Here is a 26,284-nt window from a genome sequence, read left to right on the forward strand (position 1 = left end):
TTTCGCCGCCCGCATGGTCCAACGGCATTAGCAGCGTAGAGTTAATGCTCTGTTTCTACGGCATTAAGCCTTTGGCTACTCTCAGCTCTGCCCTCGAAAACGGTTGTCGCGAGGGAAGCCCACCGGCGGCATCCGCCCCGCCGCGCCGCGTGCCGCGCGCCATGGGGTGAGGTCGGCCTCGGTGCGGGTCCGTCCGGTGTCGCCGCCCATCGTCCAGCTCAGGCCATCGTCGAGCCTGAAGCTGATCGCGTCGGACAGGCCGCCATCCTTGTAGCGTTGTATGGTAACGCCCTGCCCGCGTGACATGCGCGGCAATTCGGTGAGGGGGAAGATCACCATCTTGCGGTTGTCGCCGATCGCCGCGACATAATCGTCGGTCGCCGCCACCGGGTGAATGATCTTCAGTCGACCGCCTTCGCGCAGGTTGACGACCTGCTTTCCCTTCCGCGTCTCGGCCGCGACGTCGCCCATGTCGACGACGAAGCCCTTGCCGTCGCCCGAGGCCAGCAGCAACTCGCTCCCCGCCCGCGCGACCAGCAGCGCCGCGACCCGTGCATCGGCGTCGATATCGGCGAACAGGCGCACCGGTTCGCCGAAGCCGCGACCGCCCGGCAGCTTGTCGGCAGGCAAGGTGTAGAAACGGCCCTGATCGGTCGCCAGCAGGATTCGGTCGGTGGTCTGCCCACGGATCGCGAAGGCCGGGCCGTCGCCCTCCTTGAACTTGACCGCAGCCTGCGCGGCCTCGTCGAGATGGCCCTTCATCGCGCGGATCCAGCCGCGCTGCGACAGGATCACGGTGACGGGCTCGCGCTCGATCATCGCCTCCAGCGGGATCTCGCGCGCCGGCGCGGCTTCGGACAGCGTGGTGCGGCGCGCGCCCAGCGCGGTCTCGGGACCGTAGCGGTCGCGCAGCGCGGTCAGGTCGCGCTTCATCCGGGTACGCTGGCGCGCCGGGCTCTCGATCAGCGCCTCGAGCCCCTTGCCCTCGCTGTCGAGCGCATCGCGCTCCTTCCTGATCTCATATTCCTCGAGCCGGCGCAGGCTCCGCAGCCGCATGTTGAGGATCGCCTCGGCCTGGCGGTCGGTCAGCCCGAACTCGGCGATCATCACCGGCTTGGGCTCGTCCTCCTCGCGGATGATCTGAATGACCCGGTCGAGGTTCAGATAGGTGATCAAATAACCGTCGAGCAGCTCGATCCGGTCGGCGATCTTGGCCAGCCGGTATCGCGAACGCCGGATCAGAACCTCGAACTGATGCTTGAGCCAGGCCGCGAGGACGTCCTTCAGGCTCATCACCCCCGGAGTCCGGCTGTCGTCGAGCACATTCATGTTGAGCGGCACGCGGACCTCGAGGTCGGTCAGCCGGTACAGGCTGTCCATCAGCATGTCGGCATCGACCGTGCGGCTGCGCGGTTCGAGGACGATACGGATCGCCTCGTCGCTCTCGTCGCGGACGTCGGCGAGGATCGGCAGCTTCTTGTCGTTGATCAGCTCGGCGATCTGCTCGATCAGCTTGGATTTCTGGACCTGGTAGGGGATTTCGCTGACCACGAGGTGCCAGCCGCCGCCCTTCTCCTCGACCTTGGCGATCCGCGCGCGGACGCGGAAGGCGCCCCGCCCAGTGGCATAGGCCTCCGCGATCACTGCGGGATTGTCGACGAGGATGCCGCCGGTCGGGAAATCGGGTCCCTGCACGAACTGGAGCAGCTCGGAGATCTCGGCCTCGGGCTTGTCGATCAGCAGCACCGACGCGTCGATCAGCTCGGCGACGTTGTGCGGCGGGATCGAGGTTGCCATGCCGACGGCAATGCCGCTGGCCCCGTTGGCGAGCAGGTTGGGGAACAGGCCCGGGAAGATCTCCGGCTCTTCCTCCTCGCCATTGTAGGTGGGGCGGTAATCGACCGTGCCCTCGTCGAGGCCGGCCATCAGATCGCCCGCCGCCGCTGTCAGCCGCGCCTCGGTATAGCGCATTGCCGCGGCGTTATCGCCGTCGACATTGCCGAAATTGCCCTGTCCGTCGACCAGCGGGTAGCGCAGCGAGAAGGTCTGGGCGAGGCGGACCATCGCGTCATAGACCGACTGGTCGCCATGCGGGTGGTACTTGCCGATCACGTCGCCGACGACGCGGGCGCATTTCTTGTAACCCGAGGCGGGATCGAGCCGCAGCAGCCGCATCGCCCAGAGCAGGCGGCGGTGCACCGGCTTCAGCCCGTCGCGCACGTCGGGCAGCGAGCGCGCGGTGATCGTCGACAGGGCGTAGACGAGATAGCGGTCGGACAGCGCGCTATCGAAGGGGGTATTGCGGATGCTGTCGTCGGGCAGCTCGGCGATATCGGTCATGACCAAGCTCTAGCGGGGAAAGTCCGCGCTTCCAAGTTCCCCGCCGCCACCGTCGGGACTATCCCGCCCGCACTTCCGCCATCAGCCATTCGCGGAACGCCTTGACCTTGGCCGAGCCGTGCTTGTGCTCGGGATAGACGAGCCAGAAGCTGCCGCCGTCGCCGACATGGGGAAAGATCTGGACGAGACGACCGGTCTCGAGCTCATACGGCCAGAAGCGCGGGGTGAGCATCGCCACCCCCTCCCCCGCCACCGCCGCCATCCCCTCGATCACCTGCGAATCGACATGAATCGCATTGCGGTCGATATCGTCGGGAACGGGGACGCCGATCTGCGCGAACCAGGCCCGCCACCAGACGTCGTCGGAGTTCATCCGCAACGCGCCGAACAGCTGCGCCGGATCGGCGAAAGGGCCCTTCCGCTCGATATAGGCGGGGCTGCACATCGGGGTGAACTCGGCGGGAAACATCCTGATGGCGCGCAGGCCGGGCCACTGCCCCTGGCCGATACGGATGCCGACATCCACCTCGTCACGGGCGAAGTCGACCAGTTCGTGGGTCGCAAGCAGCCGGACCGCGATGTCGGGCTTGGCGAGCTGGAAGCGTGCCAGGCGGGGTCCCAGCCAGCTCGCGGCGATGCCGGGGGCCGCACTGATCGTCAGCACCCCGCTCTCGGCGAAGCGGACCTTGGCGAAGGCCTGGTCGAGCTGGTCGAACGCGGCGGTGACGAGCGGCGCCAGCCTCTGCCCAGCCGGACTGAGCGAAACCCGCCGACCGGTCCGCAGGAACAGCGGCGTGCCGAGCCGGTCCTCGATCATCCTGATCTGGTAGCTGACCGCAGCCTGGGTCATCGCCAGCTCCTCCGCCGCGCGGGTGAAGTTCAGGTGACGCGCCGCGGCCTCGAACACGCGGACGCCGCTGAGCGGTGGGATCTGTCGGGCCATATGATAAAGCCTCCTTATCTAGGAGGATGAATAACCGATTGGCGGCAGTCAAGGCACAGGCATATCTGGAGGGTCGTCACGAAGGAGGACATTGTGATGGCTCAGATAAGGACAAAGAACGAACCCGCCGCTCCCCGGCTGCGCGAGCGGATCGGCAGCGCGATCCGCTGGTGGGCCGAACATCAGGCCTGGCCGGCGACCGAGGAGGTCCGCATCGAATGGCGCGACCGGCCCTGCCGCCGGCCGTGACGGAGGCCGCAATGTCCAAGGGCGACCGGCGCCACCTGCTGGCCGCGATCGCCGCGGGGCTGCTGTTCAGCGCCGCCTGCCTCGCGGCGGCGCTGAACCCGGACGCCAGGACGGCATGCCTGGCCGCTGCGGTCGCCTCCAGGCCAGCCATGCTCTGATGAAAGACGAAGGGGTGACGAACGCACGGTAAGGCGGCATGCTTGGTCCATAATCAGAATGGACTCCGCCTGCCGATGCGTCTCCCTGCCCTGCTTTCGCTTCCCGCCGTCGCCCTGGCCCTGGCCGCTCCCGCGGCAGCCATCGAGCCCAGCCTGCCGCAGCCGCTGCCGATCGAAAGACAGGTGCCGGCGGCCCGCGACATCGCCTATCCCGGCACGATCGAGCTGGCCGTAGACGCGACCGACGTGGCGCGCGGCATCTTCCGCGTCCGCGAGCGGCTTCCCGTCACGGGCGCGGGCAGGCTCTATCTGCTCTATCCGCAATGGCTACCGGGCAACCATGCCCCGCGCGGTCCGATCGACGACATCGCCGATCTGACGATCACCGCCAATGGCCAGCCGCTGCGCTGGCGGCGCGACCCGGTCGACGTCTACGCGATCCAGGTCGACGTGCCCGAGGGCGCGCGGTCGATAGACCTGTCCTTCGACTATGTCTCGCCCACCAGCGGCGCGCAGGGCCGGGTGGTGATGACCAGCGACATGCTGAGTCTGCAATGGAACCTGACCGCCTTCTATCCGGCCGGCTATTTCACCCGGCGTATCATGGTGTCTCCCAGCGCGATCCTGCCTGCCGGCTGGGGCTATGGCACCGCGCTCGAACCCGCAGGTGCCAGGACGGCCGGGACGGTCGCCTTCCGCCCGGTCAGCTTCGAGACGCTGGTCGACAGCCCGATGCTGGCCGGCCGCCATTTCCGGCAGATCCAGCTCAGCCCCAAGGTGAGGCTCAACATCGCCGGCGACGATCCGGCAGAATTGCAGGCGAGCGAGCCGCAGATCCGGGCGCATCGCCTGCTGGTCGATCAGGCCGTCAAGCTGTTCGGCGCCGAACACTACGATCATTACGACTTCCTCCTGTCGATCAGCGACCGACTGGGCGGGATCGGCCTCGAACATCAGCGGTCGAGCGAGAACGGCGTCGCGACCGGTTATTTCACCCGCTGGGACGAGCAGACCGCCCGGCACAACCTGCTGCCGCACGAATATGTCCATAGCTGGAACGGCAAGTACCGGCGCGGTGCCGATCTCTACACGCCCGACTACAGTGTGCCGATGCGCAACTCGCTGCTGTGGGTCTATGAAGGGCAGACCCAATATTGGGGCTATGTGCTGCAGGCGCGATCCGGCCTCGTTTCTCCGGAGGACACGCTCGCCTTCCTCGCCATGGCGGCGGCCCAGCTCGATACGCGTCCCGGCCGCCAGTGGCGCCCGCTGATCGACACGACCAACGACCCGATCATCGCCGCGCGCCGGCCGCAGCCCTGGACGAGCCTCCAGCGGTCCGAGGATTATTATAACGAGGGCATGCTCGTCTGGCTCGACGTCGACATGAAATTGCGCGAGCTGACCGGCGGCCGGCGCTCGCTCGACGACTTCGCGCGGGCCTTCTTCGGCATGCGCGACGGCGACTGGGGGACATTGACCTATACGTTGGACGATATCGTCGCGACGTTGAATGCCGTGGCGCCCCACGACTGGGCGGCCTATCTGCGCGACCGGGTCGAACAGGCCCGTCCCCATGCCCCGCTCGACTGGATCGCCAAGGGGGGATACCGGCTCGTCTATTCGAACAAGCCGACCAACTTCTGGCGGATCGAGGAGCGTCGGCGCAAACTGACCGATCTCAGCTATTCGCTCGGCGTCGTGATCGACAGCGGCGACCGCAAGATCGAGCAGGTCATCTGGGACAGCCCGGCCTTCGCGGCGGGCCTCACCAACAGCGACAGCATCGTCGCGCTCGATGGCGAGAGTTTCGACGGCGGAAAGCTGGCGGCGCGCATCGACGGCGCGGTGTCGTCCCGCAAGCCGATCGAACTACTGGTCCGGCGCGGCGACCAGTATCGAACGGTTTCGATTCCCTATTATGGCGGCAACCGCTATCCCCGCCTCGAACCGACGGGAACCGGTGCGGCCTGGCTGGACCAGTTGCTCAAGCCGAAGGGGTAGGAAGCTCGCCCAAGGGATCGAATAAACTTCCCGCGTCACCCCGTCGCGGGCTGGGGCGCATGTCTCTCGTCGGCCAGATGGCATCGAGAGAGAAAATAGACATGGATGCCGCCCCTGCGGGTTCCTTGCATAAACGGTCGCGTCCGAATTTCCCGACCGTCATCCTGGCGAAAGCAGGAATTTCCCGTCCCTTTCCGGGAGATGCGCCCGCCCAATGTCCAAAGTCAGTGAGATTCCGGCTTTCGCCGGAATGACGAGGAGCTACGCAAAGCGCCAGCCTTCGCTGGCCCAGCCTGAAGGGGCGACAGGAAGAGGAGCCGCGCCCTTCGTTCAGCCGACGAAGGCCTTCTCGATCACGAAATCGGCGGGCTTGGCGTTCGAGCCTTCCTCGAAGCCGAGTCGCTCGAGAATCGCCGAACAGTCGCGGATCATGTCCATGCTGCCGCACATCATGACGCGGTCATGGGCCGGATCGAGCTTCGGCTCGCCGTCGACGCCCTCGAACAGGCCGCCATTCTCCATCAGCGTCGTGATGCGCTGCTGCCGCGGGAAGGGTTCGCGGGTGACGATGGGGATGTAGCGGAACTTGGCGGCGGCCTCTTCCTCGACCAGCGGATCGCCGGCGAGCTTGCTTTCCAGCACGTCGCGGAAGGCGAGGTCGTTGAGATGGCGGACGCTGTGGACGATGATCACCTGCTCGTAGCGCTCATAGATGTCGGGATCGCGCATCACCGACAGGAAGGGCGCAAGGCCGGTGCCGGTCGACAGCAGGAACAGCCGCTTGCCGGGGGTCAGCGCGTCGGCGACGAGCGTGCCCGTGGTCTTGCGGGCGAGATAGATCTCGTCGCCGGGGATGATGTGGCGCAGGCGCGAAGTCAGCGGGCCGTCGGGCACCGCGATCGACAGGAACTCGATCTCGTCGGAATAGGAGGGGCTGGCGATCGAATAGGCGCGCAGCAACGGGCGCGCCTCGGTCGGCAGGCCGATCATCACGAACTCGCCCGAGCGGAAACGCATCGATGCGGGCCGATCGACCGCGAAGCTGAACAGATGCTCGTTCCAATGCTTCACCCAGAGCACCGTCTGGATGTTGAAGGCGTCGTTCGGGGCGATCTTCACCGCTTCCGTCCGGCTGCTCATGAAATATTTCCTTTCAAAACCGTCTGACCGGTCCACGTGCGGGCTCCATAGAGCGGAGGCCGCCCCGGCGCCACATGGGATTATTTTTGCGGCAAGACAGTTTTGCTTCAATGGTCGATGCGCATTGTTATTGCCCGTGGCAACCCCGCCCGCCCCCCGGAGATAGGGCGGACGGGGCGCTCAACCCGCCCGGGGGCGGAACAGCGAAGGGCCTGGCTGCGCGGCGCGCGGGGGCAAGGCCGCGGCAAGATGGTCGATCCCGCGCATCGCCTGCGCGCGGCCCGGTTCGAGGAGGTCGGCGAAGCGATCGAGCAGTTCCTCGCCCTCCGGCCACCAACCCAGACCGTCGGCGGGCGCGAAATGGCCGCAGGCGCCGAAGCGGGCGAAGCCGGCACCCCATTGGCGCGCGAGGCTGAATGCCCGATCGGGCGACACGACCGGATCGTCCTCGCTCGCGACGACCAGCGCCGGGAAGGAAAAGACGGTCGAAGGCAGCGGCGCGAATGCCAGCAGGCGCGGATCGGCATCGGCGGCGTTCGGATCACTCGGGGCGATCAGCAGCGCGCCGGCGACGGCGGCCTCGCTTTCCATGCTCATCAGCCCGGCCCAGGCGGCGATGGTGAGCGCCCCTATGCCGTGGCCGACGAGGATGATCGGCGCATCGGCGCGGCGGACCGCGTGGTCGAGGCGGGTGACGAGGCTGTTGCGATCGGGACAGCGCGACTGGCCGAGATCGACCATCCGGCAGTCGATCCTGGTGTCGACCCAGCAACGCAGCCAATAGCCCGCACCCTCGCCGTCGAGGTCGGGCAGCAGCAGCGTCAGGGGCGCCGCGGAAGGATGTTCGAAACGGGTTGTCGCCATGATCCGACACTCCTCGACTCGGCGGCATGAAGGCCGCGGGATCGTCGTGTCAGATTATGTCTAGTCGCGCGGTTGTAAATAGGCCCTGCGACCAAATGCGGCGAGAATGCGGCAGGCCGGGGCGCGTTCGGACAGCCTCCGAAACGCCCCGGCCTAAGCCGTTGGAATCACTTGCCGCGATTTTTCCGATGGCTTTCCAGATCGAGGATCATGTTCTCGCCTTCGGGCATCAAGCCGAGCCGGCGGGCGATTTCCTGATAGGCCTCGACCTCGCCGCCGAGATCCTGGCGGAACCGGTCCTTGTCGAGCTTCTCGCCGGTCGTCATGTCCCACAGCCGGCAGCCGTCGGGGCTGATTTCGTCGGCGAGGATGACGCGGCTGAAATCGTTGTCCCAGAAGCGGCCGAATTCGAGCTTGAAGTCGACCAGCCGGATACCGATGCCGGCGAACAGGCCGCACATGAAGTCGTTCACGCGAATCGCCATGTCGGCGATGTCGTGCATCTCCTCCTGGCTCGCCCAGCCGAAGCAGGCGATATGCTCATCCGCGACCAGCGGATCGCCGAGCGCGTCGTCCTTGTAATAATATTCGATGATCGTGCGGGGGAGCTGGGTACCCTCCTCGATTCCGAGCCGCTTGGTCAGCGATCCGGCGGCGACGTTGCGCACCACGACCTCGATCGGCACGATCTCGACCTGGCGGATCAGTTGCTCGCGCATGTTGAGGCGGCGAATGAAGTGGGTCGGCACGCCGATCGTCCCGAGCAGCGTGAAGATATGCTCGGAAATCCGGTTGTTGAGCACGCCCTTGCCGTTGATCGTGCCCTTCTTCTGGGCATTGAACGCGGTGGCGTCGTCCTTGAAATATTGGATCAGAGTGCCGGGCTCCGGTCCCTCATACAGGATCTTGGCCTTGCCTTCGTAAATCTGGCGGCGGCGGGTCATTGTCGGGCCTCCGGCGGGCGGGAAAACAGAGAAGCCCCGGAGACAACGTCGATTCGGACGCGCCACCGAGGCAGTTGGAGTTCGCCTTTACCGCGATTGCCCGCTCCACGCAAACAATGCCGCACCGCCGCGAGATTCTGCGTGCATTCCGCCCTGGAGAGGCCTAATCGCCGCGCCGGCTTCGCGCTTGAAGGCGTAATCGATGCGGAACGACATGGCCGACCCGGAAGGCCCGTTACGGAAGGATATCGGCCGCGAGGACGGCATGGCGGCGCTGACGCTGGGCGCGCTCGGCGTCGTGTTCGGCGATATCGGTACCAGCCCGATCTATGCGTTTCGCGAGGCGCTGGGCCAGGCCGCCGAGGACGGGATCGTCGCCGGCGAGATATTGGGCGTGCTCAGTCTCGCGCTCTGGGCGCTGATCCTCGTCGTCACCTGCAAATATGTCCTCTTCCTGATGCGCGCCGACAATAATGGCGAAGGCGGGGTGCTCGCGCTGATGGCGCTGGCGCAGCGATCGACCCGGCGACGGCGGACGCTGGTGATGGCACTCGGCGCCGCCGGCGCCGCGTTGTTCTACGGCGACGGGGTGATCACCCCTGCCCTGTCGGTGCTGTCGGCGGTAGAGGGGCTCAAGACCATACCCGGCCTCGAGCATGCGGTGTCGCGCAGCGAGATCCTGCTGATCACCTCCGCGATCCTGATCGGGCTGTTCCTGATGCAGGCGCGCGGCACGCGGATCGTCGGCCGGCTGTTCGGTCCGGTCTGCCTGCTCTGGTTCGTGACGATCGGCGGCATCGGCCTGACCCACATCGCCGACGAACCGGCGATCCTCGCCGCGATCCTTCCCCATAACGGCGTGCTGTTCATGGCCAATCACGGCATCGCCGGCATGTTCGTGATCGGCGCGGTGTTCCTGACCGTCACGGGCGCCGAGGCGCTGACCGCCGACATGGGCCATTTCGGGGCGAAACCGATCCGCACCGGATGGTTGTTCATCGTGTTCCCGGCGCTCGCGCTCAACTATCTCGGCCAGGGTGCCTTCGCGCTCCACCGGCTGGAGGTCGCCTCGGCGCGGGGCGTGGAGTTCGTGAACCAGGACTGGTTCTTCCTGATGGCGCCGGGCCTCACCCGCATCCCGCTCGTGCTGCTGGCGACCTGCGCGACGGTCATCGCCAGCCAGGCGGTGATCACCGGCGCCTATTCGCTGACCCGCCAGGCGATCCAGCTCGGCCTGCTGCCGCGCCTCAAGATCCGCCAGACGTCCGAACATGCCGCCGGGCAGATCTACCTGCCGACGATCACCATGCTGCTCTTCGTCGGCGTGATGGTGCTGGTGCTCGGCTTCGGCTCCTCCTCGGCGATGGCGGCGGCCTATGGGGTGTCGGTATCGGGGACGATGGTCGTGACGACCTGCCTCGCCTTCCTCGTCGTCCGCCGCACCTGGGGCTGGGGCTGGCCGCTGACCATCGCCGTCATCCTGCCTCTGCTGCTGCTCGACCTGTTCTTCTTCGGTGCCAATATCCTGCGCATCTACGAAGGCGGCTGGGTTCCGCTGATCGTCGCGGGCGGGGTCGGCCTGCTGATCGTGACCTGGGTGCGGGGGCGCAAGCTGCTGCTGGCGATCGACCAGAGCCAGGCGATCGAGCTCGAGGAACTCGCCCGCATGCTCCGCGCCCGCCCGCCCGAACGGGTGCCCGGCATGGCGATCTTCCTGTCGTCGGGCATGGCGGCGGCGCCGAGTGCGCTGCTCCACAACCTCAAGCACAACAAGATCCTGCACGAGCGCAACCTGGCGCTGACGATCAATACCGTGAACTCGCCCGTCGTCCCGGCCGCCAATCGGCTCGACATGACCAATATCGACGAGAATTTTACTCGCGCGGTGCTCAGCTACGGCTTCATGGAAAGCCCCGACATTCCCCGCGACCTGGCCTTCGCGCTGCGCCATGGCGACAACAAGCTGGAACCGCTGCAGACCAGCTATTTCATCGGCCGGTCGACCCTGCGTCCCTCGAAGAACAGCGGCATGCCCTTCTGGCAGGACCTGCTGTTCATCTTCCTCTACCGCAACGCGTCCGATCCCACCGACTTCTTCCGTATTCCGCCCAACCGGGTCGTGGAACTCGGCTCGCAGACGACCATCTAGGGTGCGATTCGGAGGCTTGCACCGGCGACGTAACGGCCTATGCCCTGATGACATGACCGACTGGCTCGAGCTTCCCCATATCAAGCGGCTCATGAAGGGCCATGCCAATCAGCTCGGTCTGCGCTACGTAGACCATGGCGACGACTGGGCGGAGCTCGGCTTCGACTATGATCCGCGCCTCGCCATGAACGCCGAAAACGGCGTGCTCGCCTCGGGGCCGGTCATCTCGCTGATCGACAGCGCGTCGGGCCTCTCCATCGTCGCCAAGCTGAAAAAAGCGCGGCCGATGGCGACGCTCGACCTGCGAATCGACTATATGCGCGCCGCGCCCCCGGGGCGGTCGATCATCGCGCGGGCGACCTGCTACAAGGTGACCCGAAACGTCGCCTTCGTGCGCTGCTCGGCGCATGACGGCGACCCCGCCGACCCCGTCGCCCATTCGCTCGCCAGCTTTTTCTTCACGGGTGATTGATGCATTTCCGCTCCCCCTATGCCGACCTGATCGGCGCCCATCCCAACCGGGCGACCGGAGAGCCGATCCTGAGCGTCGGCTGGCGCCCCGAGATCGAGGGACGGCCGGGCTTCGTCCATGGCGGCGTGATCGCCGGCCTGCTGGAAATGGCCTGTTACGAGGCGCTGGCGCACGAGATGCGCGAGACCGGCATGCCCAAGGTCAAGCCGATCAACATCGCCGTCGACTATCTGCGCGGCGGGCTGATGACCGAGACCCATGCGGTCGCCCATATCGTCCGGATCGGCAAGCGGGTCGCCAATGCGAGCGCGGTCTGCTGGCAGGACGACCGGTCCAGGCCGATCGCGACCGCGCGGATGCACATCCTGCTCGACCGATAGCCAGTCCGGTGCTTAAACCGCGGGCATGACAGATTTCGCCAGCCTGCTCCTGCCCGATCGCGGGGATCCCGCCCACGCGCTGCTCCCGCTCGCCGCCGACGGCTTCGAGGCCTGGCTGAAGGACCAGTCCATTCAGGTCCGCACCCTCGCCGCCGCCGCCGGGTTCAAGGCCAAGCCGGGCGAGTTGCTGGTCCTGCCCGGGCGCAAGGACGGCGAATGGTCGGCGGCGTTCGGCGCCGCCAAGACTCCCGGTCCGTGGGACCTCGCCGCGGTCGCGCAGAAGCTGCCCGCCGGTACCTATCGGATCGAAGGAGACGCTCCGCTGACCGGCGGGCTCGGCTGGCTGCTCGTCCATCACCGCTTCGACCGCTATCTGGCCAAGCCCGATCCGATCCCGGCCCGCATCCTGCTGTCCAGGGACGCCGCCGCGATCGCCCCGACGGTCGCGCTGGCCGACGCGGTGGCGCTGGTCCGCGACCTGGTCGACACGCCGGCCGCAGACATGGGGCCGGCCGAGCTTGCCGATGCGGCCGAAGCGGTCGCCAAGGCCCATGGCGCCGAGATCCGCGTGACCAAGGGCGACGCACTCGACCAGGGTTATCCGATGATCGCCGCGGTCGGCCGGGCCGCCGTCCGCGATCGGGCGCCGCGGCTGATCGAACTGGAATGGGGCGATCCCAGCCATCCCCGCGTCGCGATCGTCGGCAAGGGGGTGTGTTTCGATTCGGGCGGTCTCGATCTCAAGCCCTCCTCCGCCATGCTGTTGATGAAGAAGGACATGGGCGGCGCCGCGCACGCGCTGGCGCTGGCCGGGCTGGTGATGGGCGCGCGGCTGCCGGTGCGGCTCCACCTGTTGATCCCGGCGGTCGAGAATGCAGTGGCCGGCGACGCCTTCCGTCCCGGCGACATCCTGCGCAGCCGCAAGGGCATCTCGGTCGAGATCGGCAACACCGACGCCGAGGGGCGCCTGGTGCTGGGCGACGCGCTGGCCCGGGCCGGCGAGGACAAGCCGGTGCTGATCCTCGACTTCGCGACCCTGACGGGCGCGGCGCGGGTCGCGCTCGGCCCCGACCTCCCTGCCCTGTTCGCCAACGACGATACGCTCGCCGCCGACATCGCGGCGGCTGCGGCGGCGGTTTCCGATCCCGTCTGGCGGATGCCGCTCTGGTCCGATTATGGCGACATGATCAAGTCGACCATGGCCGACATCAACAATGCGGGCGAAGGCGGCATGGCCGGCGCGGTCACCGCCGCGCTGTTCCTGCAGCGCTTCGTTCCCGACACCACGGCCTGGGCCCATTTCGATACCTTCGCCTGGCGTCCGTCCGCGCGGCCGGGCCGCCCGAAAGGTGGCGATGCGCTCGGGCTGCGCGCCGCTTTCGCCATGCTGAAGGCCAAATTCGTTACGCCCTGAGACTGGTCGCCGGTTTTCAGCGACAAAACGCAATGATTGCCGTCGACCAGTGAAACGAAATCGAACGGCCCGCGTTTTCCGGCCGGGGTTGCACTACCCCGACAGGATTTTATGCAAAGGGCGCGTACCATGTCCGAAAACCAGCTGTCCCAGTGGATGCGAGCCCTGGTCTCCTATGTCCGCTCCGGGCAACCTGATCTGACGAACCGGCAGATGGCCCTGCTGCTGATCAGCTACATCACTCCCGGCCCGCATACGGTGCGTGGCCTTGCCCAGCAACTGGGCGTCTCGAAGCCCGTCATCACGCGCGCCTTGAACACATTGGGTTCGCTCGGCTATCTGCGCCGCGAACGCGACGATAATGATCGCCGCAACATCTTTGTCGCCAAGACCGAAAAAGGGGCCGCCTTCCTCGATGCCTTCGGAAAATCCATCGATCTCGAAAAGGCTCGCGGCTGACGGCAAGACCGGCGGCCGCCTGCCTGCGGCCGCCTTCCACCTCGACGGACCCACGCGGAGGCTCGATCCGCGGACCAACGCCTATCGCCGCGACATCGCCGATGTCGCGCTCGCGGGCACCCTGTTCGCACCGCATTATGCGGCGCCGATGGCGAGCATGGGAGGCGCCGCCGCCGCGATGATGCGCAAGACCGCCAGCCATCAGGCCGAGGCGGTGTCGCAGCTTCTGCCGGGCGAGGCCTTCGCCGTCCTCGACCTGGCCGGCAGCTGGGCCTGGGGCTTTTCCGTCCACGACCATTATGTCGGCTATGTCGACGCCGGGCTGCTGGTGCCAGCGCTGCCAGCCACCCACCGCGTCCATGTGCGCGAAGCGTTGCGGTTTGCGGCGCCGTCGATCAAGGCGCCGATGCTGGGCACGTTGCCGTTGGGCGCGCGGCTGGCCGGCGAGCTTCGCGACGACTTCCTCGCGACGGGCGACGGCTTCGTCCATGCGCGCCACGTCGTCGCGCTCGACCTGCTCTCGGACGACCCGGTGACGGTGGCCGAAACGCTTCTGGACACGCCCTATCTGTGGGGCGGCCGCGGCGCCGACGGCATCGACTGTTCGGGGCTGGTCCAGGTCGCGCTCGCCGCCTGCGGAATCGCCGCCCCGCGCGACACCGACATGCAGCGCGAGACCCTGGGCAGGCCATTGCCCGAGGAGGCCCGCCTCCGACGCGGGGACGTCATCAGCTTCCCCGGCCATGTCGGCCTGATGGTGGACGAAGACCGTCTGATCCATGCCAATGCGCATTGGATGAGTGTGGTGATCGAACCCCTCGCCGACGTCGTGGCCCGCCTTGCCCCCCATCATGACCGGCCGATATCGAGCCGGCGGAGACTCGATCCATGACCGCCAAGGTCTTCATAGACGGTGCCGCGGGCACCACCGGCCTCGAAATCCGCGATCGGCTCGCGGGACGGCCGGATATCGAACTGCTCAGCATCGCCGAGGCGCGGCGCAAGGACCCGGCCGCGCGCGCCGAGGCGCTGAACGCCGCCGACGCGGTGGTACTCTGCCTACCCGACGACGCTGCGCGCGAAGCCGTAGCGCTGATCGCGAATCCCGCGGCGCGGGTGATCGACGCATCGACCGCGCACCGTACCGCCGCCGGCTGGGCCTATGGCTTCGCCGAGCTCGATCCGGGCCAGCGCGAGACGCTTGCAAGCGCGACCCGCATCTCCAACCCCGGCTGCTATCCGACCGGCTTCCTCGCGCTCGTCCGGCCCCTGGTGCGCGCCGGGTTGCTGCCTGCCGACACGCCGCTGTCGACCAACGCCGTGTCGGGCTATTCGGGGGGCGGCAAGGCGATGATCGCGATGTTCGAGGACCCGGCTTCGCCCGACGCGACCGACACCGCGTTCCGCGCCTACGCACTCGGGCTCGGCCACAAGCATGTGCCGGAGATGCGGAAACATGCCGGGCTGGCCCATCCGCCGATCTTCTTCCCCTCGGTCGCCAAGACCTATCGCGGCATGCTGGTCGAGGTGCCGCTGCACCTGCACCTGCTGCCCGGCCGCCCCACCGGAGACGCGGTCCGCGATGTGTTGCGCGCCGCCTATGACGGCAGCGCGGTCGTGCGCGTCGCTGCCGACAATCCCCCCTTCCTGACGATCGAGCAGGCGGCGGGCACCGACCGGCTCGACCTGTTCGTCTATGCCGACGAGACGGCGGGCCAGGCCCGGCTGGTGGCGGCGCTCGACAATCTCGGCAAGGGCGCGGCGGGCGCGGCCGTCCAGAATCTGAACATCGCGCTGGGACTGGCGGAAACCGAGGGTCTCCGCCTGTAGATTTACAAGGCCGGAAAAGCGGCGCATCTTCCCCTGGTCGGAGCGATGGGGAGGATCGCGATGGTGCCTGTCTGGTATTGGGTGGTGTCGGCGGTCCTGCTGGTCTGGAACGCCGTCGGCTGCCTCGCCTGCTTCAGCCAGATGACGATGAACGCCGAGAAGCTCGCCCGGCTCCCCGTCGAACAGCGCGCAGCCTGGACGGCGATGCCGGCAACGGCCGAGGCGGCCTATGTCGTCGCGGTCGGCGCAGGCCTGCTTGGCGCGATCGCGCTGCTGTGCCGCTGCCTCGCCGCCGGTCCGCTCTTCGTCGCCTCGCTGGTCGCGGTGATCGTGCAGTTCGGCTGGTTCTTCGTCGTCTACCGGGGCGCGTCGAAACTCGGCCCCTCGTCGCTCGCCTTTCCCGCCGTCATCGCGTTCGTCGCCGTGGCGCAGATCGGCTTCGCCTGCTGGGCGAAGACCGCAGGCCTGCTCGGTTGATATTTTCGCCGCGCCGGTAGGATCGCGGCCCGCCTGCTCGTCTTCTTAGGATCGCATAGGTCATTGCAGGGAGAAGGACGATGAATGAGGTGGACGGGAGAGTGGGCATACCCGCCTGGTACTGGGTCGTCGGGGTCGTGCTGCTGCTTTGGGGGGCGGCCGGGCTGTTCGCCTTCTACAGCCAGTTGACCACGCCCTACGAGCGGATGGTCGCCGAGATGGGCAAGCTCGCGGCCGACTGCATCAAGGGCATGCCGGGCTGGCTCTGGTGGGTTTATGGCGTCGCCGTGTGGAGCGGCGTTTTCGGCACGATCGCGTTGCTGCTGCGGCGCGCCTGGGCGCAGCCGCTCTACCTGATCTCGCTGGCCGCGGTGATCGTCCAGTTCGGGCACAGTTTCCTGATCGCGAAGATCCACCTGCTGATGGACTGGAGCGCGGCGGTCTTTCCCGCCTTCATCATCCTGATGGCGGTCGCCCAGCTCTGCTTCGCCGGCCATGCGAAGAAGCGCGGCTGGCTGCGCTGAGCCTGTTCCAAATGCGTCGTGCCAGCGAAGACGGGATCTTTGCGTAAACGCCGTCCCCCCGACGAAAGCCGGGACGATGAAGAGAATGGAGATGGGCGCTTAAGCCAAGGTCCCTCGAAGGCTGGCATCTCCGGACGCGATGCGAGCCAACCCTCCCGGGACCCCAGACTTCGCTGGGGCGACGTTCGAGGGAATATGTGCGGAGCCTACATCTCGCCGCGCGAACGGCGGATGGCGTAGAAGCGCTGGACGTTGGCATTGTGCTCGGCGAGGGTGTTGGCGAAGACGTGGCCGCCCTTGCCGTCGGCGACGAAATAGAGCGCCGGACTCTTCGCCGGATCGAGCACCGCCTCGATCGCCGCCTTGCTGGGATTGGCGATGGGGCCCTCGGGAAGCCCCGCCGAGGCATAAGTGTTGTAGCCGTTGACCGCCCGCAGCTCCGACAGGCGAATCCGGCGGCCAAGCGGCTTGCCCCGGGTGATCGGGTAGATCACGGTCGGATCGGCCTGCAGCTTCATCCCCTCGCGGACGCGGTTCGAATAGACCGCCGCGACCATCGGCCGTTCGGAGGCGACCGCGGTCTCCTTCTCGACGATCGAGGCCAGGATCAGGGCGTCGCGCTTGCTGGTGACGACGCTCGTCGGCTTGCGCGCGGCCCAGGCCCCGTCGAGCGCGGCGCGCATCGCCGCCTGCATGCGCGCCAGCACCGCGGCGCGCGGCTCGCCCGCCTCGAAGCTGTAGCTATCGGGCAGCACCGATCCCTCGGCCGGGACGGCGATCGTGCCGGTCAGCTGGGGCTCGGCCATCAGCCGCTCATGGACGAGGATCGACGGCATCCCCTCGGGGATGGTGACGAGGTGCTGGACCGCCTTGCCGTGCTGGAGCAGGTCGAGGATCTCGGCGCCGCTCGCGCGGGCCGGAATCTCGAACTCGCCCGCGCGGACCGGGTCCTGCGACCCGAAGCGCCGGGCGAAGCGCAGGAAGTTGGTGGTCGACCGGACCGCCCCCGCCTTCTCGAGCGCGCGCGCCGCCGAGGCGAGCGTGTCGCCCTTCCGGACCTGAATGCTGACCGGCTTCCGGAGCGGGCCTTCGCCCCACCAGTCGCGCGAGATCCAGAGCACGGCTCCGCCGCCGACCAGCGCGAGGATCAGGACCAGCGCGATCAGCCGGCGGATCATGGAGGGCCTCCTCCGGCGCGCCAATCCGCCTCAGTCCTCGAGCGCGCGCATGATCAGGCTGGCATTGGTGCCGCCGAAGCCGAAGCTGTTGTTGAGCACCGCCTTGACCTTGCGCTTCTTCGCCTTGAGCGGAACGAGATCGAAATCCTCGAGCCCGTCGCTCGGATCCTCGAGGTTGAGCGTCGGCGGTACGATCTGGTCGCGCATCGCCAGGATGCAGAAGATCGATTCGACCGCGCCCGCGCCGCCGAGGAGATGGCCGATCGCCGACTTGGTCGAGCTCATCGACACGGTCTTGAGCGCGTCGCCGAACAGGCGGCGGACCGCGCCGGCCTCCAGTTCGTCGCCGAGCGGGGTCGAGGTGCCATGGGCGTTGATATAGTCGATGTCGGACGGCTGCAGGCCCGATTTCTTGAGCGCCATCGCCATCGAGCGATAGGCGCCCGACCCTTCCGGATGCGGCGCGGTGACATGATAGGCGTCGCCCGACAGGCCATAGCCGATCACCTCGGCATAGATCTTGGCGCCGCGCGCCTTGGCATGCTCATATTCCTCGAGCACGACGATGCCCGCACCCTCGCCCATCACGAAGCCGTCGCGCCGCTTGTCATAGGGACGCGACGCCTTCTCCGGCTCGTCGTTGAAATCGGTCGACAGCGCGCGCGCCTGCGCGAAGCCGGCGATGCCGAGCGGGCAGATCGCGCCCTCGGCGCCGCCCGCCAGCATCACGTCGGCATCGTCCATCGCGATCATCCGCGCGGCGTCACCGATCGCGTGCGCGCCGGTCGAACAAGCGGTGACGACCGCGTGGTTCGGCCCACGCAGCCCGTATTTGATCGACACCTGGCCCGAGATCAGGTTGATCAGGCGCCCATGCACGAAGTGCGGCGACACGCGGCGCGGCCCCTTGGTCTCGCAGACGATCGACTCGCTGGCGATGCCCGGAAGGCCGCCGATGCCCGAGCCGATCGACAGGCCGGCGCGGTAGCTTTCCTCCTCGGTCATATCGGTCAGGCCGGCATCCTCGAGCGCCTGGCCCGCGGCGTCGATCCCGTAGATGATGAAGGGGTCGACCTGCCGCTGGACCTTGTGGTCGACGCGCTTGTTCGGATCGAACCCGTAGGGGTGATCGGCCGGCTTCACCTCGCAGGCGATCTTGCAGACCTGCTCGGTCGTGTCGAAGCGGGTGATCGGGCCGGCGCCCGACTTGCCCGCGATGATATTGGCCCAGGCCGTCTCGACGTCCGCGCCCAGAGGCGTGACAAGGCCCAATCCGGTTACGACCACGCGACGCATGGCATTCTCCTGCATTTCGTCTTGAACGGCAAAGCGGCCCCCCGTCCCATCGGATTGCCCGGGGTCGGGGAGCCGCTGAAAAGCCTCGGCTCTGTCACCTGCCCCGGTCGATCAACGGCCGGCGGGTGGAACGATCAGCCCTTGTGGCTCTCGATGTAGCTGATGGCGTCCTTGACGGTCGCGATCTTCTCGGCTGCATCGTCGGGAATCTCGACGCCGAATTCCTCTTCGAAGGCCATCACCAGCTCGACGATGTCGAGGCTGTCTGCGCCCAGATCGTCGATGAAGCTGGCTTCCTCGGTGACCTTCTCGGCCTCGACGCCCAGATGCTCGACAACGATCTTCTTAACGCGCTCGGCGGTCTCGCTCATGTTCTAAACCTTCCTTAGGGTTTCTGTCGCCTGCCCTAACGGGGGCAGGGATTGCTTGCAAGCATGCTTTGATGACGTGGGTAACGACAAGCGCAACCGCAATATCATCAGATCATCGCCATCCCGCCGTTGACGTGCAACGTCTGGCCGGTGACATAGGATGCCTCGCGGCTGGCCAGATAGACGACGGCCGCGGCGATGTCGCCACCCTCGCCCAGCTTGCCGGCCGGAATTTTGACGAGCAGCGCCTCCTTCTGCGCTTCGGGCAGCACGTCGGTCATCGCCGACGAGATGAAGCCGGGGGCGACGCAGTTGACGGTGATGCTGCGGCTGGCCAGTTCCTGCGCCAGCGCCTTGGACATGCCGACGAGGCCCGCCTTCGACGCCGCATAATTGGCCTGGCCCGGATTGCCGGTGGTGCCGACGACCGAGGTGATGGTGATCACCCGGCCGAAACGCGCCTTCATCATCGGCTTGGTCGCGGCGCGGATCAGGCGGAAGGCGGCCTCGAGGTTGACCGAGATCACCTGGTCCCACTCGTCGTCCTTCATCCGCATGATCAGATTGTCGCGGGTGACGCCGGCATTGTTGACGAGGATGTCGATCTTCCCGCCCAATGCCTCGACCGCACGCGGGACGAGCCCATCGACCGCCTCCGCATCGCCGAGGTTGCACGGCAGAATCACGGTGTCGCCGCCGATCTCGGCCGCGACCGCCTTCAGCGCATCCTCGCGCGTACCCGACAGCGCGACCTTCGCGCCCTGCTGGACGAGCGCCCGGGCGATCGCCGACCCGATGCCGCCGGAAGCGCCGGTCACCAGTGCGGTCATGCCTGAAAGATCGAACATTTCCTTCATTCTCCTGCAAGCGTCATCCCAGCGAAGGCTGGGATCTCGGGCGATGTTCGCGCCCTACTCTCCTGAGATGCCAGCCTACGCTGGCATGACGATCAATGTGAAGCCTTACAGCGTCGCCGCCAGCGCCTCGATATCGGCCATCGTCACCACGCTGGTCGCGGTCGCCTTCTCCGTGATGTCCTTGACCATCGGGCCGACGACCTTGCCGCCCAGCTCGACGAAGCGCTCGACGCCCGCATCGGCCATGGCCGCGACGCTCTCGCGCCAGCGGACCGTGCCGGTCACCTGCTCGACCAGCAGCCGGACGATCTCGGCCGGGTCGGCGACGGGCGCCGCCAGCACGTTGGCATAGAGCGGCACCAGCGGCGCCTGGACCGCGATCTTGCCGAGCGCCTCGGCCATCGCATCGGCGGCCGGCAGCATCAGCGAGCAGTGGAACGGCGCCGAGACGGGCAGCAGCATCGCGCGGCGCGCGCCCTTCGCCTTGGCGATCTCGATCGCGCGCTCGACGGCGTCCTTGTGACCCGACACGACGACCTGACGGTTGCTGTTGTCGTTGGCCGCCTGGCAGACCTCTCCCTGAGCGGCCTCCTCGGCGACCTGCCGGGCGCCCTCGAAATCGAGACCCAGGAAAACCGCCATCGCGCCGACGCCGACCGGTACCGCCGCCTGCATCGAGCGGCCGCGCAGCTTGAGCAGCTTCGCGGTGGTGGCGAGGTCGATCGCCTCGGCCGCGCACAATGCGGTATATTCGCCCAGGCTGTGGCCGGCGACGAAGGCCGCCTTGTCGGCCAGGCTGATGCCGCCTTCCTTTTGCAGCACGCGCAGGGTCGCGATGGCATTGGCCATGATCGCGGGCTGGGCGTTTTCCGTCAGGGTCAGCTCGTCGGCCGGCCCTTCGGCCATCAGCTTGAACAGCTTATGGCTGAGCGCGTCGTCCACTTCCTGGAACACTTCGCGCGCCACGGGGCTCGCGTCGGCCAGGGCCTGGCCCATGCCGACAGCCTGGCTGCCCTGTCCCGGAAAGATGAATGCGCGCATCGACGGTTCCCCTCGGTCTGGCGTGCGCCACTAGGAAAGCTTGGCGGCAGTGGCAAGCGCAAAGCCCGCGTGCCGCTCAGCGATCGAGGCGTCCGAACGGCAGCAGCTGCCGCGCAAGCTTCTGCGTCGCCTTGTCGTTCCCGCCCTTCAGCGATGCCAATATCGCCACCGCGCTCCGCTGGAACACGCGATCGAGCGGCTGTGGCGTCGCGGCGGCGGCGGCCCGTTCCGCCAGCGACCGGCCGCGCGGATCGTCCGGATCGATCGCGAGCCGCAGCAGCGCCGCCAGCCCTGCATAGGTCGCGCGGTTGCCGCCTAGCGCGACCGCGCGATCGGTCATCGCGAACCCGATCGCCTTCTTCGCGCCGATCGCCATGCCGGCGACCAGGCCGCCAAGGTCGATCACCGAATCGAGATGCCAGGTGCCGACCGCCGCCGCGGCTTCGGCATCGCGCGGATCGTCAGCGGCCAGCGCCTCGAACAGCCGCCGGGCCTCCAGCGCCTCGCCGCGATGACGCGCCAGCTTCGCCTTGTAGCCCAGCGCCATCGCGCGGGCGAAGGCAGCTTCCCTGTTGCCGGGTTCGCGCGCCAGCACCGCCGCCGCGACCCTCTCGGCCTCGGCTATCTGGCCGAGTGCGACCGCCTTGTCGCGAGCCACGAAGGCCGCCTCGGCGAGAAGCTGCCGCGGTGCGGCGGCCTGCAGCGGCGACGCCATCGCAACGAGCGATGCCATCAGGACGAAGGCGCCTGGGCGGTTCACGATCATCGGGGAAGCTTCATCCATCGACCCTATAATGTCCTGGCTGGCTCAACCATCCCTGTTCTTCGCGGTTCCCGGCGATTTCCCTCCCGTCGGCCGGGGCGAAGCAATCGGCCAAAGTGATGCCGACGCCGTTTCCCGCTTCGGCCTTGCCTTTCCGCGCCATTTCCGCCATAGGCCGCGCCAGCCGGGGCGAGAGCCAGTCTCTCCGCCCCTGTTGCTTTTTTGGAAGACAGCCGGAGGGGCGTTCGTGATGGGCACGGCGTCAGCGATCGGCCAAAGGAAGGAAGACGCGAACATGGCTCTTTACGAGCATGTGTTTCTCGCGCGTCAGGATCTGGCGCAAGCCCAGGTCGACGCGCTGGCGGAAGCCGCTACCAAGATCGTCGAGGAAAACCAGGGCAAGGTCGTGAAGACCGAGACCTGGGGCCTGCGCAGCCTCGCCTATCGCATCGCGAAGAACCGCAAGGCGCATTACGTCATGCTCCACATCGACGCCCCCGCGGGTGTCGTCGCCGAGCTCGAGCGCCAGACCGCGATCAACGAGGACGTCATCCGCTACATGACCATCCGTGTCGACGAACTCGAGCAGGGCCCGTCCGCGATGATGCGCCGTAGCGATCGCGACGGCCGTCGTGACGGCCGCGGTGATCGTGGCGACCGCGGGGATCGTGGCGATCGGGGTGACCGGGGTGATCGCCCCCGTCGCGAAGACCGCGAATTCGCGTCGTAAGGAAGGGATAGAAAATCATGGCACGCGCATTTTTCCGCCGCCGCAAGAGCTGCCCCTTCTCCGCGAAGGATGCTCCCAAGATCGATTTCAAGGACGTCCGTCTGCTCCAGGGCTTCGTGTCCGAGCGTGGCAAGATCGTCCCGAGCCGCATCACCGCGGTATCCGCCAAGAAGCAGCGCGAACTCGCCCAGGCGATCAAGCGCGCCCGTCACATCGGGCTGCTTCCCTACATCGTCAAGTAAGAAGGGAGGACCGCCAACATGGACGTGATCCTGCTCGAACGCGTTGAGAAGCTTGGCCAGATCGGTGACGTCGTCACCGTCAAGGCCGGCTTTGCCCGCAACTATCTGCTTCCCCGCAAGAAGGCGTTGCGCGCTAACGAGGCCAACAAGAAGGTCTTCGAGGCGAACCGCGCCCAGATCGAAACCGACAACGCCAAGCGTCGCGACTCCGCGGAGACCGAGGCCAAGGTGCTCGACGACAAGTCGGTCACCCTGATCCGTCAGGCTTCGAACACCGGCCAGCTCTATGGTTCGGTTTCGGCCCGCGACATCGTCGAGGCGCTCGCCGAAGACGGTATCAAGGTTTCGAAGTCGGGCGTCGTGCTCAGCCGCCCGATCAAGGCGATCGGCCTGCACGAGGTGAAGATCTCGCTGCACGCTGAGGTCGCCCGGACCGTCAAGGTCAACGTCGCCCGCTCGCCCGAAGAGGCCGAGCTGCAGTCGCAGGGCGTCGACGTCATGGCCTCGATGTTCGAGCGTGACGAAGCCGGCTTCACCGAGGCTTACGACCCCAACGCCGAACCCGGCGAAATCAGCGCCGACATCCTCGAAGAGGCTGCCGCCGACGAGGGCGAAGCCGAAGCCTGATCGCTTCGACATCGACGAGAAAAAAGGGCCGTCCGGAGCGATCCGGGCGGCCCTTTTCTTGTCGGCGGTCGATCTGCCGCTACGCGCCGGCCAAGCGGGCGCGCAGGCGGGCATTCTCCTCGTGGAGCTGCTCGATACGCTGACGCGCCTCTTCCAGCATCGAATTGCTGCCCGTCGCGCCTTCGGTGATCGCGCCGAACAGCGAGCCTGTCGTCGGCGTGAGCAGATAGGCCGCCCGTCCCTCGGGCGCGTCGGCCGCCGGACCGACCGGCCAGGTCCGCTCGAAGTCGAAGCCGGCGACCCGCAGCATCGCTTCGATGCAGGCAAAGTTCGGCGCCCACCAGTTGGTCGGATCGTTGTGGAACTCGTCCTTCTCGTAGAAGACCGCGGCCGGCGGCCAGTCGCCGAGCGTCTGGTTGTAGATGGTTTCGAGCATCACCGTGCCGGCTGCCTTGGAGCGCACGCGCTTGAGCGCCTCAAGCATGTCGTGGACATGATAGAGGACGCCCGCGAAGATGATGAAGTCGAACGTGGGGAGCGCCATGAACGCGTCGGTGAAGAGGCCGATCTGGCGGAATTCGATCTCGGGATAGGGTCGAACGGCGTCGAAGTGGTGCATGCCGGTCGTCACCTGCTCGTCGATCGCGAGCACCGACGCCGCCCCACGCTGGAGCGCCGCGACGCTGAAGCCCCCATCGGCGCAACCGATGTCGAGCACTGCCTTGCCCGACAGATCGGCCGGAAAATGCCAATGCTCGAGCTCGAACGCCATGCCCTCGCGGCTCTTGTGGCCGTTGGTCCACAGCCCGGGCATCGCCTCGAAGCTGTGGAACCAGTTGCCCTTGATCGGTGCGAGGTCGCGAAGCTGCTGCTCTTCGGAGGTCATGTCGTTCCGGCCCAGTTGGAAAGGCCGTCCGAATGGCGGCCCGCAGCCGCGCTGTCAAATCACGCCGCTTCGGCGACGTACAGCTGCTGCTCGCGGCCGATCAGGATATCGGCCAGCACCCAATAGGCCTGTCCCCAGGCGTCGAGGACGGTCTCGTCGACCGCATCGCCGAGCACGTCCTTGATCGCCGGCAGCAACGCCGCCGCCACCGCCGGATAATGTTCGGGCTTCACGCCGGTATCGACATGGCGCGTCGCCATCCGCTCGACCGCCTGGCTCAGCGCCGGGAGGTTGTCGACATTCTTGGCAAAGGCGAGGATCGCCGCCGCAAGCCGCTTCGGCTGCTCGCCCGACTCCTGCGCGGCCTCGTCGAACAGCGCCTTGACGGCGGGATCGACGAACAGCCGCTCATACATGCGCTGGGTAATCGCCAGCCCATGCTTCTGCAGCGCGGGCGCGGTCGATTTCACGATGGCGATGGTCTCGGGAGAAAGCGTGCGGGTCATGCGGGGCTCCTGAAAGATGTATCTTGAATGCACCTATAACGAGTCTTGATAAGATGCAATTGGAATCCATCTTTATTTCGAATATGATGCGGCATGCGCCTTTCCCGCCATACCGACTACGCGCTGCGCGTGCTGATCCACCTCGCCGCCCGCCACGGCAGGCTCTCGTCGATCGCCGAGATCGCGCGCGCCTATGCGATCTCGGAGAACCATCTCATGAAGGTAGTCCACATGCTCGGCCGCGCGGGCTTCATCAGGACGGTGCGCGGTCGCGGCGGCGGGATTGAACTGGCCAGGGCGCCTGAGGACATAGCGATTGGCGACGTCGTGCGTCACGGCGAGCCCGATCGCAAGCTGGCCGACTGCGACGCCTGCCTGATCGCTCCCGCCTGCGGGCTTACCACCATATTCGGCGAGGCGATGGGCGCCTTTCTCGCGGTGCTCGACCGTTATTCGCTGGCGGATATCACGCGGCAGCGGGGCGATCTGGCGCGGTTGCTGGGGCTGGACGCCGCCGAGCCTCAACCCATTTGAACGTCATGCCAGCGGAGGCTGGCATCGATCTCTGCCCTTTCCTCGGTGGCCATCTGGCTGGGGAGAGACATGGGCCAGCCTTCGCTGGGGCGACGCAGCGCTTCAGTCGATCGACCTGTGTCCCATCGGGCCGTGCCCCCGCCCCAGCCCGGGCGCCGCCAGCAGCGCAGCGCGGACGAAATCGCGGGCGCGACCGATCGCGTCACCCAGCGGCAGCCCCTGCCCCAGGCCCGTCGCGATCCCGCTCGCCAGCGTGCAGCCGGTGCCGTGGTCGTGGATCGTGTCGATCCAGCCCGCGCTCCAGCGCCGGGACGGGACGTCGCCGTCGCCCATGAACAGCAGGTCGGTGAGTTCTTCGGGGACGAAGCGGCTGCCCGTCGCCAGGATCGGCCCGCTGCCCTTCCCGATCAGCCCGGCGGCCGCGCCCGCGACATCGGCCACATCGGTCAGCGCCGCACCGCTCAGGGCCCCGAGCTCGTCCAGATTGGGCGTCGACACCGCCGCGCGCCGCATCAGCCGTCCGAACGCCGCGATCGTCGCCGCGTCGGCCAACCGGCTGCCGCTGGTCGCGATCATCACCGGATCGAACACCAGCGGCACGCCGGCGAGGTCCGCCTGGTCGAGCCGTTCGGCGACTCGCTCGGCGATCTCGGCACTGCCGATCATGCCGATCTTGACCGCATCGACGCCGATGTCGCCGGCCACCGCGTCGATCTGGGCGATCACCATGTCGGCCGGGATCGCATGGACCGCGGTCACGCCGAGCGTGTTCTGCGCGGTGATCGCCGTGATCGCGGTCATCGCATGGCCGCCGAGCAGGGTCACGGTCTTGATGTCGGCCTGGATGCCGGCCCCGCCGCCCGAATCCGAGCCGGCGACGATGAGGATACGGGTGACGGTCACCGG

General features: G+C 67.2%; 30 protein-coding genes. 16 read left to right on the plus strand and 14 right to left on the minus strand.

The annotated features are described in order from the left end of the window. Window positions 1–81 precede the first annotated feature (81 nt). On the minus strand, window positions 82–2,340 hold the full coding sequence (parC, locus tag ASE22_RS12100; RefSeq protein ID WP_056359462.1) for a DNA topoisomerase IV subunit A: 2,259 nt from the start codon (window positions 2,338–2,340) through the stop codon (window positions 82–84). 58 nt (window positions 2,341–2,398) lie between these two features. Then, window positions 2,399–3,283, minus strand: a complete 885-nt coding sequence (locus ASE22_RS12105; RefSeq protein WP_056359465.1) for a LysR substrate-binding domain-containing protein — start codon at window positions 3,281–3,283, stop codon at window positions 2,399–2,401. Window positions 3,284–3,379: 96 nt separating this feature from the next. Between ASE22_RS12105 and ASE22_RS26790 the strand changes: the two genes are divergently transcribed. The 3 genes from ASE22_RS26790 (at window position 3,380) to ASE22_RS12115 (ending at window position 5,694) form a co-directional block, all read left to right on the plus strand. Next, entirely contained in the window at window positions 3,380–3,532 is a 153-nt protein-coding gene (locus ASE22_RS26790) for a hypothetical protein (RefSeq protein WP_156397299.1), read from the plus strand. Window positions 3,533–3,543: 11 nt separating this feature from the next. Next, complete coding sequence (locus tag ASE22_RS12110; protein ID WP_156407246.1) at window positions 3,544–3,690, plus strand: hypothetical protein; 147 nt, start codon at window positions 3,544–3,546, stop codon at window positions 3,688–3,690. Window positions 3,691–3,765: 75 nt separating this feature from the next. Further along, a complete protein-coding gene (locus tag ASE22_RS12115) occupies window positions 3,766–5,694 on the plus strand; it encodes a M61 family metallopeptidase (protein ID WP_056359471.1) in 1,929 nt (642 codons plus the stop codon). A 330-nt stretch (window positions 5,695–6,024) separates the two neighbouring features. Here the strand turns inward: ASE22_RS12115 and ASE22_RS12120 are convergent, their stop codons facing one another. The 3 genes from ASE22_RS12120 to purC all read right to left on the minus strand — a co-directional run bounded on the left by ASE22_RS12120 (window position 6,025) and on the right by purC (window position 8,642). Then, window positions 6,025–6,834: a ferredoxin--NADP reductase gene (locus tag ASE22_RS12120; RefSeq protein WP_056359474.1), complete on the minus strand. Its 810-nt coding sequence runs from the start codon at window positions 6,832–6,834 to the stop codon at window positions 6,025–6,027. A gap of 180 nt (window positions 6,835–7,014) precedes the next feature. Next, the gene (locus tag ASE22_RS12125) at window positions 7,015–7,698 is read right to left on the minus strand and encodes an RBBP9/YdeN family alpha/beta hydrolase (RefSeq protein ID WP_056359477.1); all 684 of its coding nucleotides are present in this window, start codon (window positions 7,696–7,698) and stop codon (window positions 7,015–7,017) included. A gap of 167 nt (window positions 7,699–7,865) precedes the next feature. Then, complete coding sequence (gene purC, locus ASE22_RS12130; protein WP_056359479.1) at window positions 7,866–8,642, minus strand: phosphoribosylaminoimidazolesuccinocarboxamide synthase; 777 nt, start codon at window positions 8,640–8,642, stop codon at window positions 7,866–7,868. 202 nt (window positions 8,643–8,844) lie between these two features. On the opposite strand from purC, the gene ASE22_RS12135 reads away from it, so the two are divergent. The 9 genes from ASE22_RS12135 to ASE22_RS12175 all read left to right on the plus strand — a co-directional run bounded on the left by ASE22_RS12135 (window position 8,845) and on the right by ASE22_RS12175 (window position 16,347). Further along, window positions 8,845–10,791: a potassium transporter Kup gene (locus ASE22_RS12135; protein ID WP_056359482.1), complete on the plus strand. Its 1,947-nt coding sequence runs from the start codon at window positions 8,845–8,847 to the stop codon at window positions 10,789–10,791. A gap of 52 nt (window positions 10,792–10,843) precedes the next feature. Next, window positions 10,844–11,263 (plus strand): PaaI family thioesterase, encoded by a 420-nt coding sequence (locus tag ASE22_RS12140; RefSeq protein WP_056359485.1) that lies wholly within the window; start codon window positions 10,844–10,846, stop codon window positions 11,261–11,263. Further along, window positions 11,263–11,643 carry a PaaI family thioesterase gene (locus ASE22_RS12145; protein ID WP_056359488.1) on the plus strand — a complete coding sequence of 127 codons (381 nt, stop codon included), beginning with the start codon at window positions 11,263–11,265 and terminating at the stop codon, window positions 11,641–11,643. The genes ASE22_RS12140 and ASE22_RS12145 overlap by 1 nt, the downstream gene beginning before the upstream one ends. Before the next feature lie 25 nt (window positions 11,644–11,668). Further along, window positions 11,669–13,057, plus strand: coding sequence for a leucyl aminopeptidase family protein (locus ASE22_RS12150; protein WP_056359491.1), 1,389 nt, complete (start codon window positions 11,669–11,671; stop codon window positions 13,055–13,057). A gap of 129 nt (window positions 13,058–13,186) precedes the next feature. Continuing rightward, complete coding sequence (locus ASE22_RS12155; protein ID WP_079646346.1) at window positions 13,187–13,516, plus strand: MarR family transcriptional regulator; 330 nt, start codon at window positions 13,187–13,189, stop codon at window positions 13,514–13,516. After that, the gene (locus ASE22_RS12160) at window positions 13,473–14,408 is read left to right on the plus strand and encodes a C40 family peptidase (RefSeq protein WP_056359493.1); all 936 of its coding nucleotides are present in this window, start codon (window positions 13,473–13,475) and stop codon (window positions 14,406–14,408) included. Before ASE22_RS12155 ends, ASE22_RS12160 begins: the two co-directional genes overlap by 44 nt. Then, entirely contained in the window at window positions 14,405–15,346 is a 942-nt protein-coding gene (argC, locus tag ASE22_RS12165) for an N-acetyl-gamma-glutamyl-phosphate reductase (protein ID WP_056359496.1), read from the plus strand. The genes ASE22_RS12160 and argC overlap by 4 nt, the downstream gene beginning before the upstream one ends. A gap of 60 nt (window positions 15,347–15,406) precedes the next feature. Beyond that, window positions 15,407–15,823, plus strand: coding sequence for a hypothetical protein (locus ASE22_RS12170; protein WP_056361126.1), 417 nt, complete (start codon window positions 15,407–15,409; stop codon window positions 15,821–15,823). An 80-nt stretch (window positions 15,824–15,903) separates the two neighbouring features. Next, window positions 15,904–16,347 (plus strand): hypothetical protein, encoded by a 444-nt coding sequence (locus ASE22_RS12175; protein WP_056359499.1) that lies wholly within the window; start codon window positions 15,904–15,906, stop codon window positions 16,345–16,347. Window positions 16,348–16,553: 206 nt separating this feature from the next. On the opposite strand, the gene mltG is transcribed toward ASE22_RS12175, so the two are convergent. From mltG to ASE22_RS12205, 6 genes are all read right to left on the minus strand, one after another. Continuing rightward, window positions 16,554–17,525, minus strand: a complete 972-nt coding sequence (gene mltG, locus ASE22_RS12180; protein WP_056359503.1) for an endolytic transglycosylase MltG — start codon at window positions 17,523–17,525, stop codon at window positions 16,554–16,556. A 30-nt stretch (window positions 17,526–17,555) separates the two neighbouring features. Further along, complete coding sequence (gene fabF / locus ASE22_RS12185) at window positions 17,556–18,821, minus strand: beta-ketoacyl-ACP synthase II (protein ID WP_056361128.1); 1,266 nt, start codon at window positions 18,819–18,821, stop codon at window positions 17,556–17,558. A 134-nt stretch (window positions 18,822–18,955) separates the two neighbouring features. Continuing rightward, the gene (locus tag ASE22_RS12190; RefSeq protein ID WP_011950940.1) at window positions 18,956–19,192 is read right to left on the minus strand and encodes an acyl carrier protein; all 237 of its coding nucleotides are present in this window, start codon (window positions 19,190–19,192) and stop codon (window positions 18,956–18,958) included. A 107-nt stretch (window positions 19,193–19,299) separates the two neighbouring features. Next, window positions 19,300–20,040, minus strand: coding sequence for a 3-oxoacyl-[acyl-carrier-protein] reductase (fabG, locus tag ASE22_RS12195; RefSeq protein WP_056361131.1), 741 nt, complete (start codon window positions 20,038–20,040; stop codon window positions 19,300–19,302). Window positions 20,041–20,154: 114 nt separating this feature from the next. Continuing rightward, window positions 20,155–21,090, minus strand: a complete 936-nt coding sequence (gene fabD / locus ASE22_RS12200; protein WP_056359505.1) for an ACP S-malonyltransferase — start codon at window positions 21,088–21,090, stop codon at window positions 20,155–20,157. 76 nt (window positions 21,091–21,166) lie between these two features. Next, complete coding sequence (locus ASE22_RS12205; RefSeq protein ID WP_056361134.1) at window positions 21,167–21,856, minus strand: hypothetical protein; 690 nt, start codon at window positions 21,854–21,856, stop codon at window positions 21,167–21,169. Between the two features lie 292 nt (window positions 21,857–22,148). On the opposite strand from ASE22_RS12205, the gene rpsF reads away from it, so the two are divergent. From rpsF to rplI, 3 genes are read left to right on the plus strand one after another with little or no spacing between them, the layout of a single operon-like run. Further along, window positions 22,149–22,583 (plus strand): 30S ribosomal protein S6, encoded by a 435-nt coding sequence (gene rpsF, locus ASE22_RS12210; RefSeq protein ID WP_056361137.1) that lies wholly within the window; start codon window positions 22,149–22,151, stop codon window positions 22,581–22,583. A 17-nt stretch (window positions 22,584–22,600) separates the two neighbouring features. Next, a complete protein-coding gene (rpsR, locus tag ASE22_RS12215; RefSeq protein ID WP_056359508.1) occupies window positions 22,601–22,825 on the plus strand; it encodes a 30S ribosomal protein S18 in 225 nt (74 codons plus the stop codon). Window positions 22,826–22,843: 18 nt separating this feature from the next. Further along, entirely contained in the window at window positions 22,844–23,452 is a 609-nt protein-coding gene (rplI, locus tag ASE22_RS12220) for a 50S ribosomal protein L9 (RefSeq protein WP_056359511.1), read from the plus strand. Window positions 23,453–23,531: 79 nt separating this feature from the next. Here the strand turns inward: rplI and ASE22_RS12225 are convergent, their stop codons facing one another. After that, on the minus strand, window positions 23,532–24,338 hold the full coding sequence (locus tag ASE22_RS12225) for a DUF1698 domain-containing protein (RefSeq protein WP_056359514.1): 807 nt from the start codon (window positions 24,336–24,338) through the stop codon (window positions 23,532–23,534). 59 nt (window positions 24,339–24,397) lie between these two features. Further along, window positions 24,398–24,844, minus strand: a complete 447-nt coding sequence (locus tag ASE22_RS12230) for a globin domain-containing protein (protein WP_056359517.1) — start codon at window positions 24,842–24,844, stop codon at window positions 24,398–24,400. Between the two features lie 93 nt (window positions 24,845–24,937). Here ASE22_RS12230 and ASE22_RS12235 point away from each other — a divergent pair, with 93 nt between their 5' ends. After that, a complete protein-coding gene (locus ASE22_RS12235) occupies window positions 24,938–25,378 on the plus strand; it encodes an RrF2 family transcriptional regulator (protein WP_056359520.1) in 441 nt (146 codons plus the stop codon). A 102-nt stretch (window positions 25,379–25,480) separates the two neighbouring features. Here ASE22_RS12235 and thiD read toward each other — a convergent pair whose 3' ends face one another. Continuing rightward, complete coding sequence (thiD, locus tag ASE22_RS12240; RefSeq protein ID WP_056359523.1) at window positions 25,481–26,281, minus strand: bifunctional hydroxymethylpyrimidine kinase/phosphomethylpyrimidine kinase; 801 nt, start codon at window positions 26,279–26,281, stop codon at window positions 25,481–25,483. Window positions 26,282–26,284: the final 3 nt, after the last annotated feature.

The sequence above is a fragment of the Sphingomonas sp. Root720 genome (assembly GCF_001428605.1).
Taxonomy (GTDB): Bacteria; Pseudomonadota; Alphaproteobacteria; order Sphingomonadales; family Sphingomonadaceae; genus Rhizorhabdus.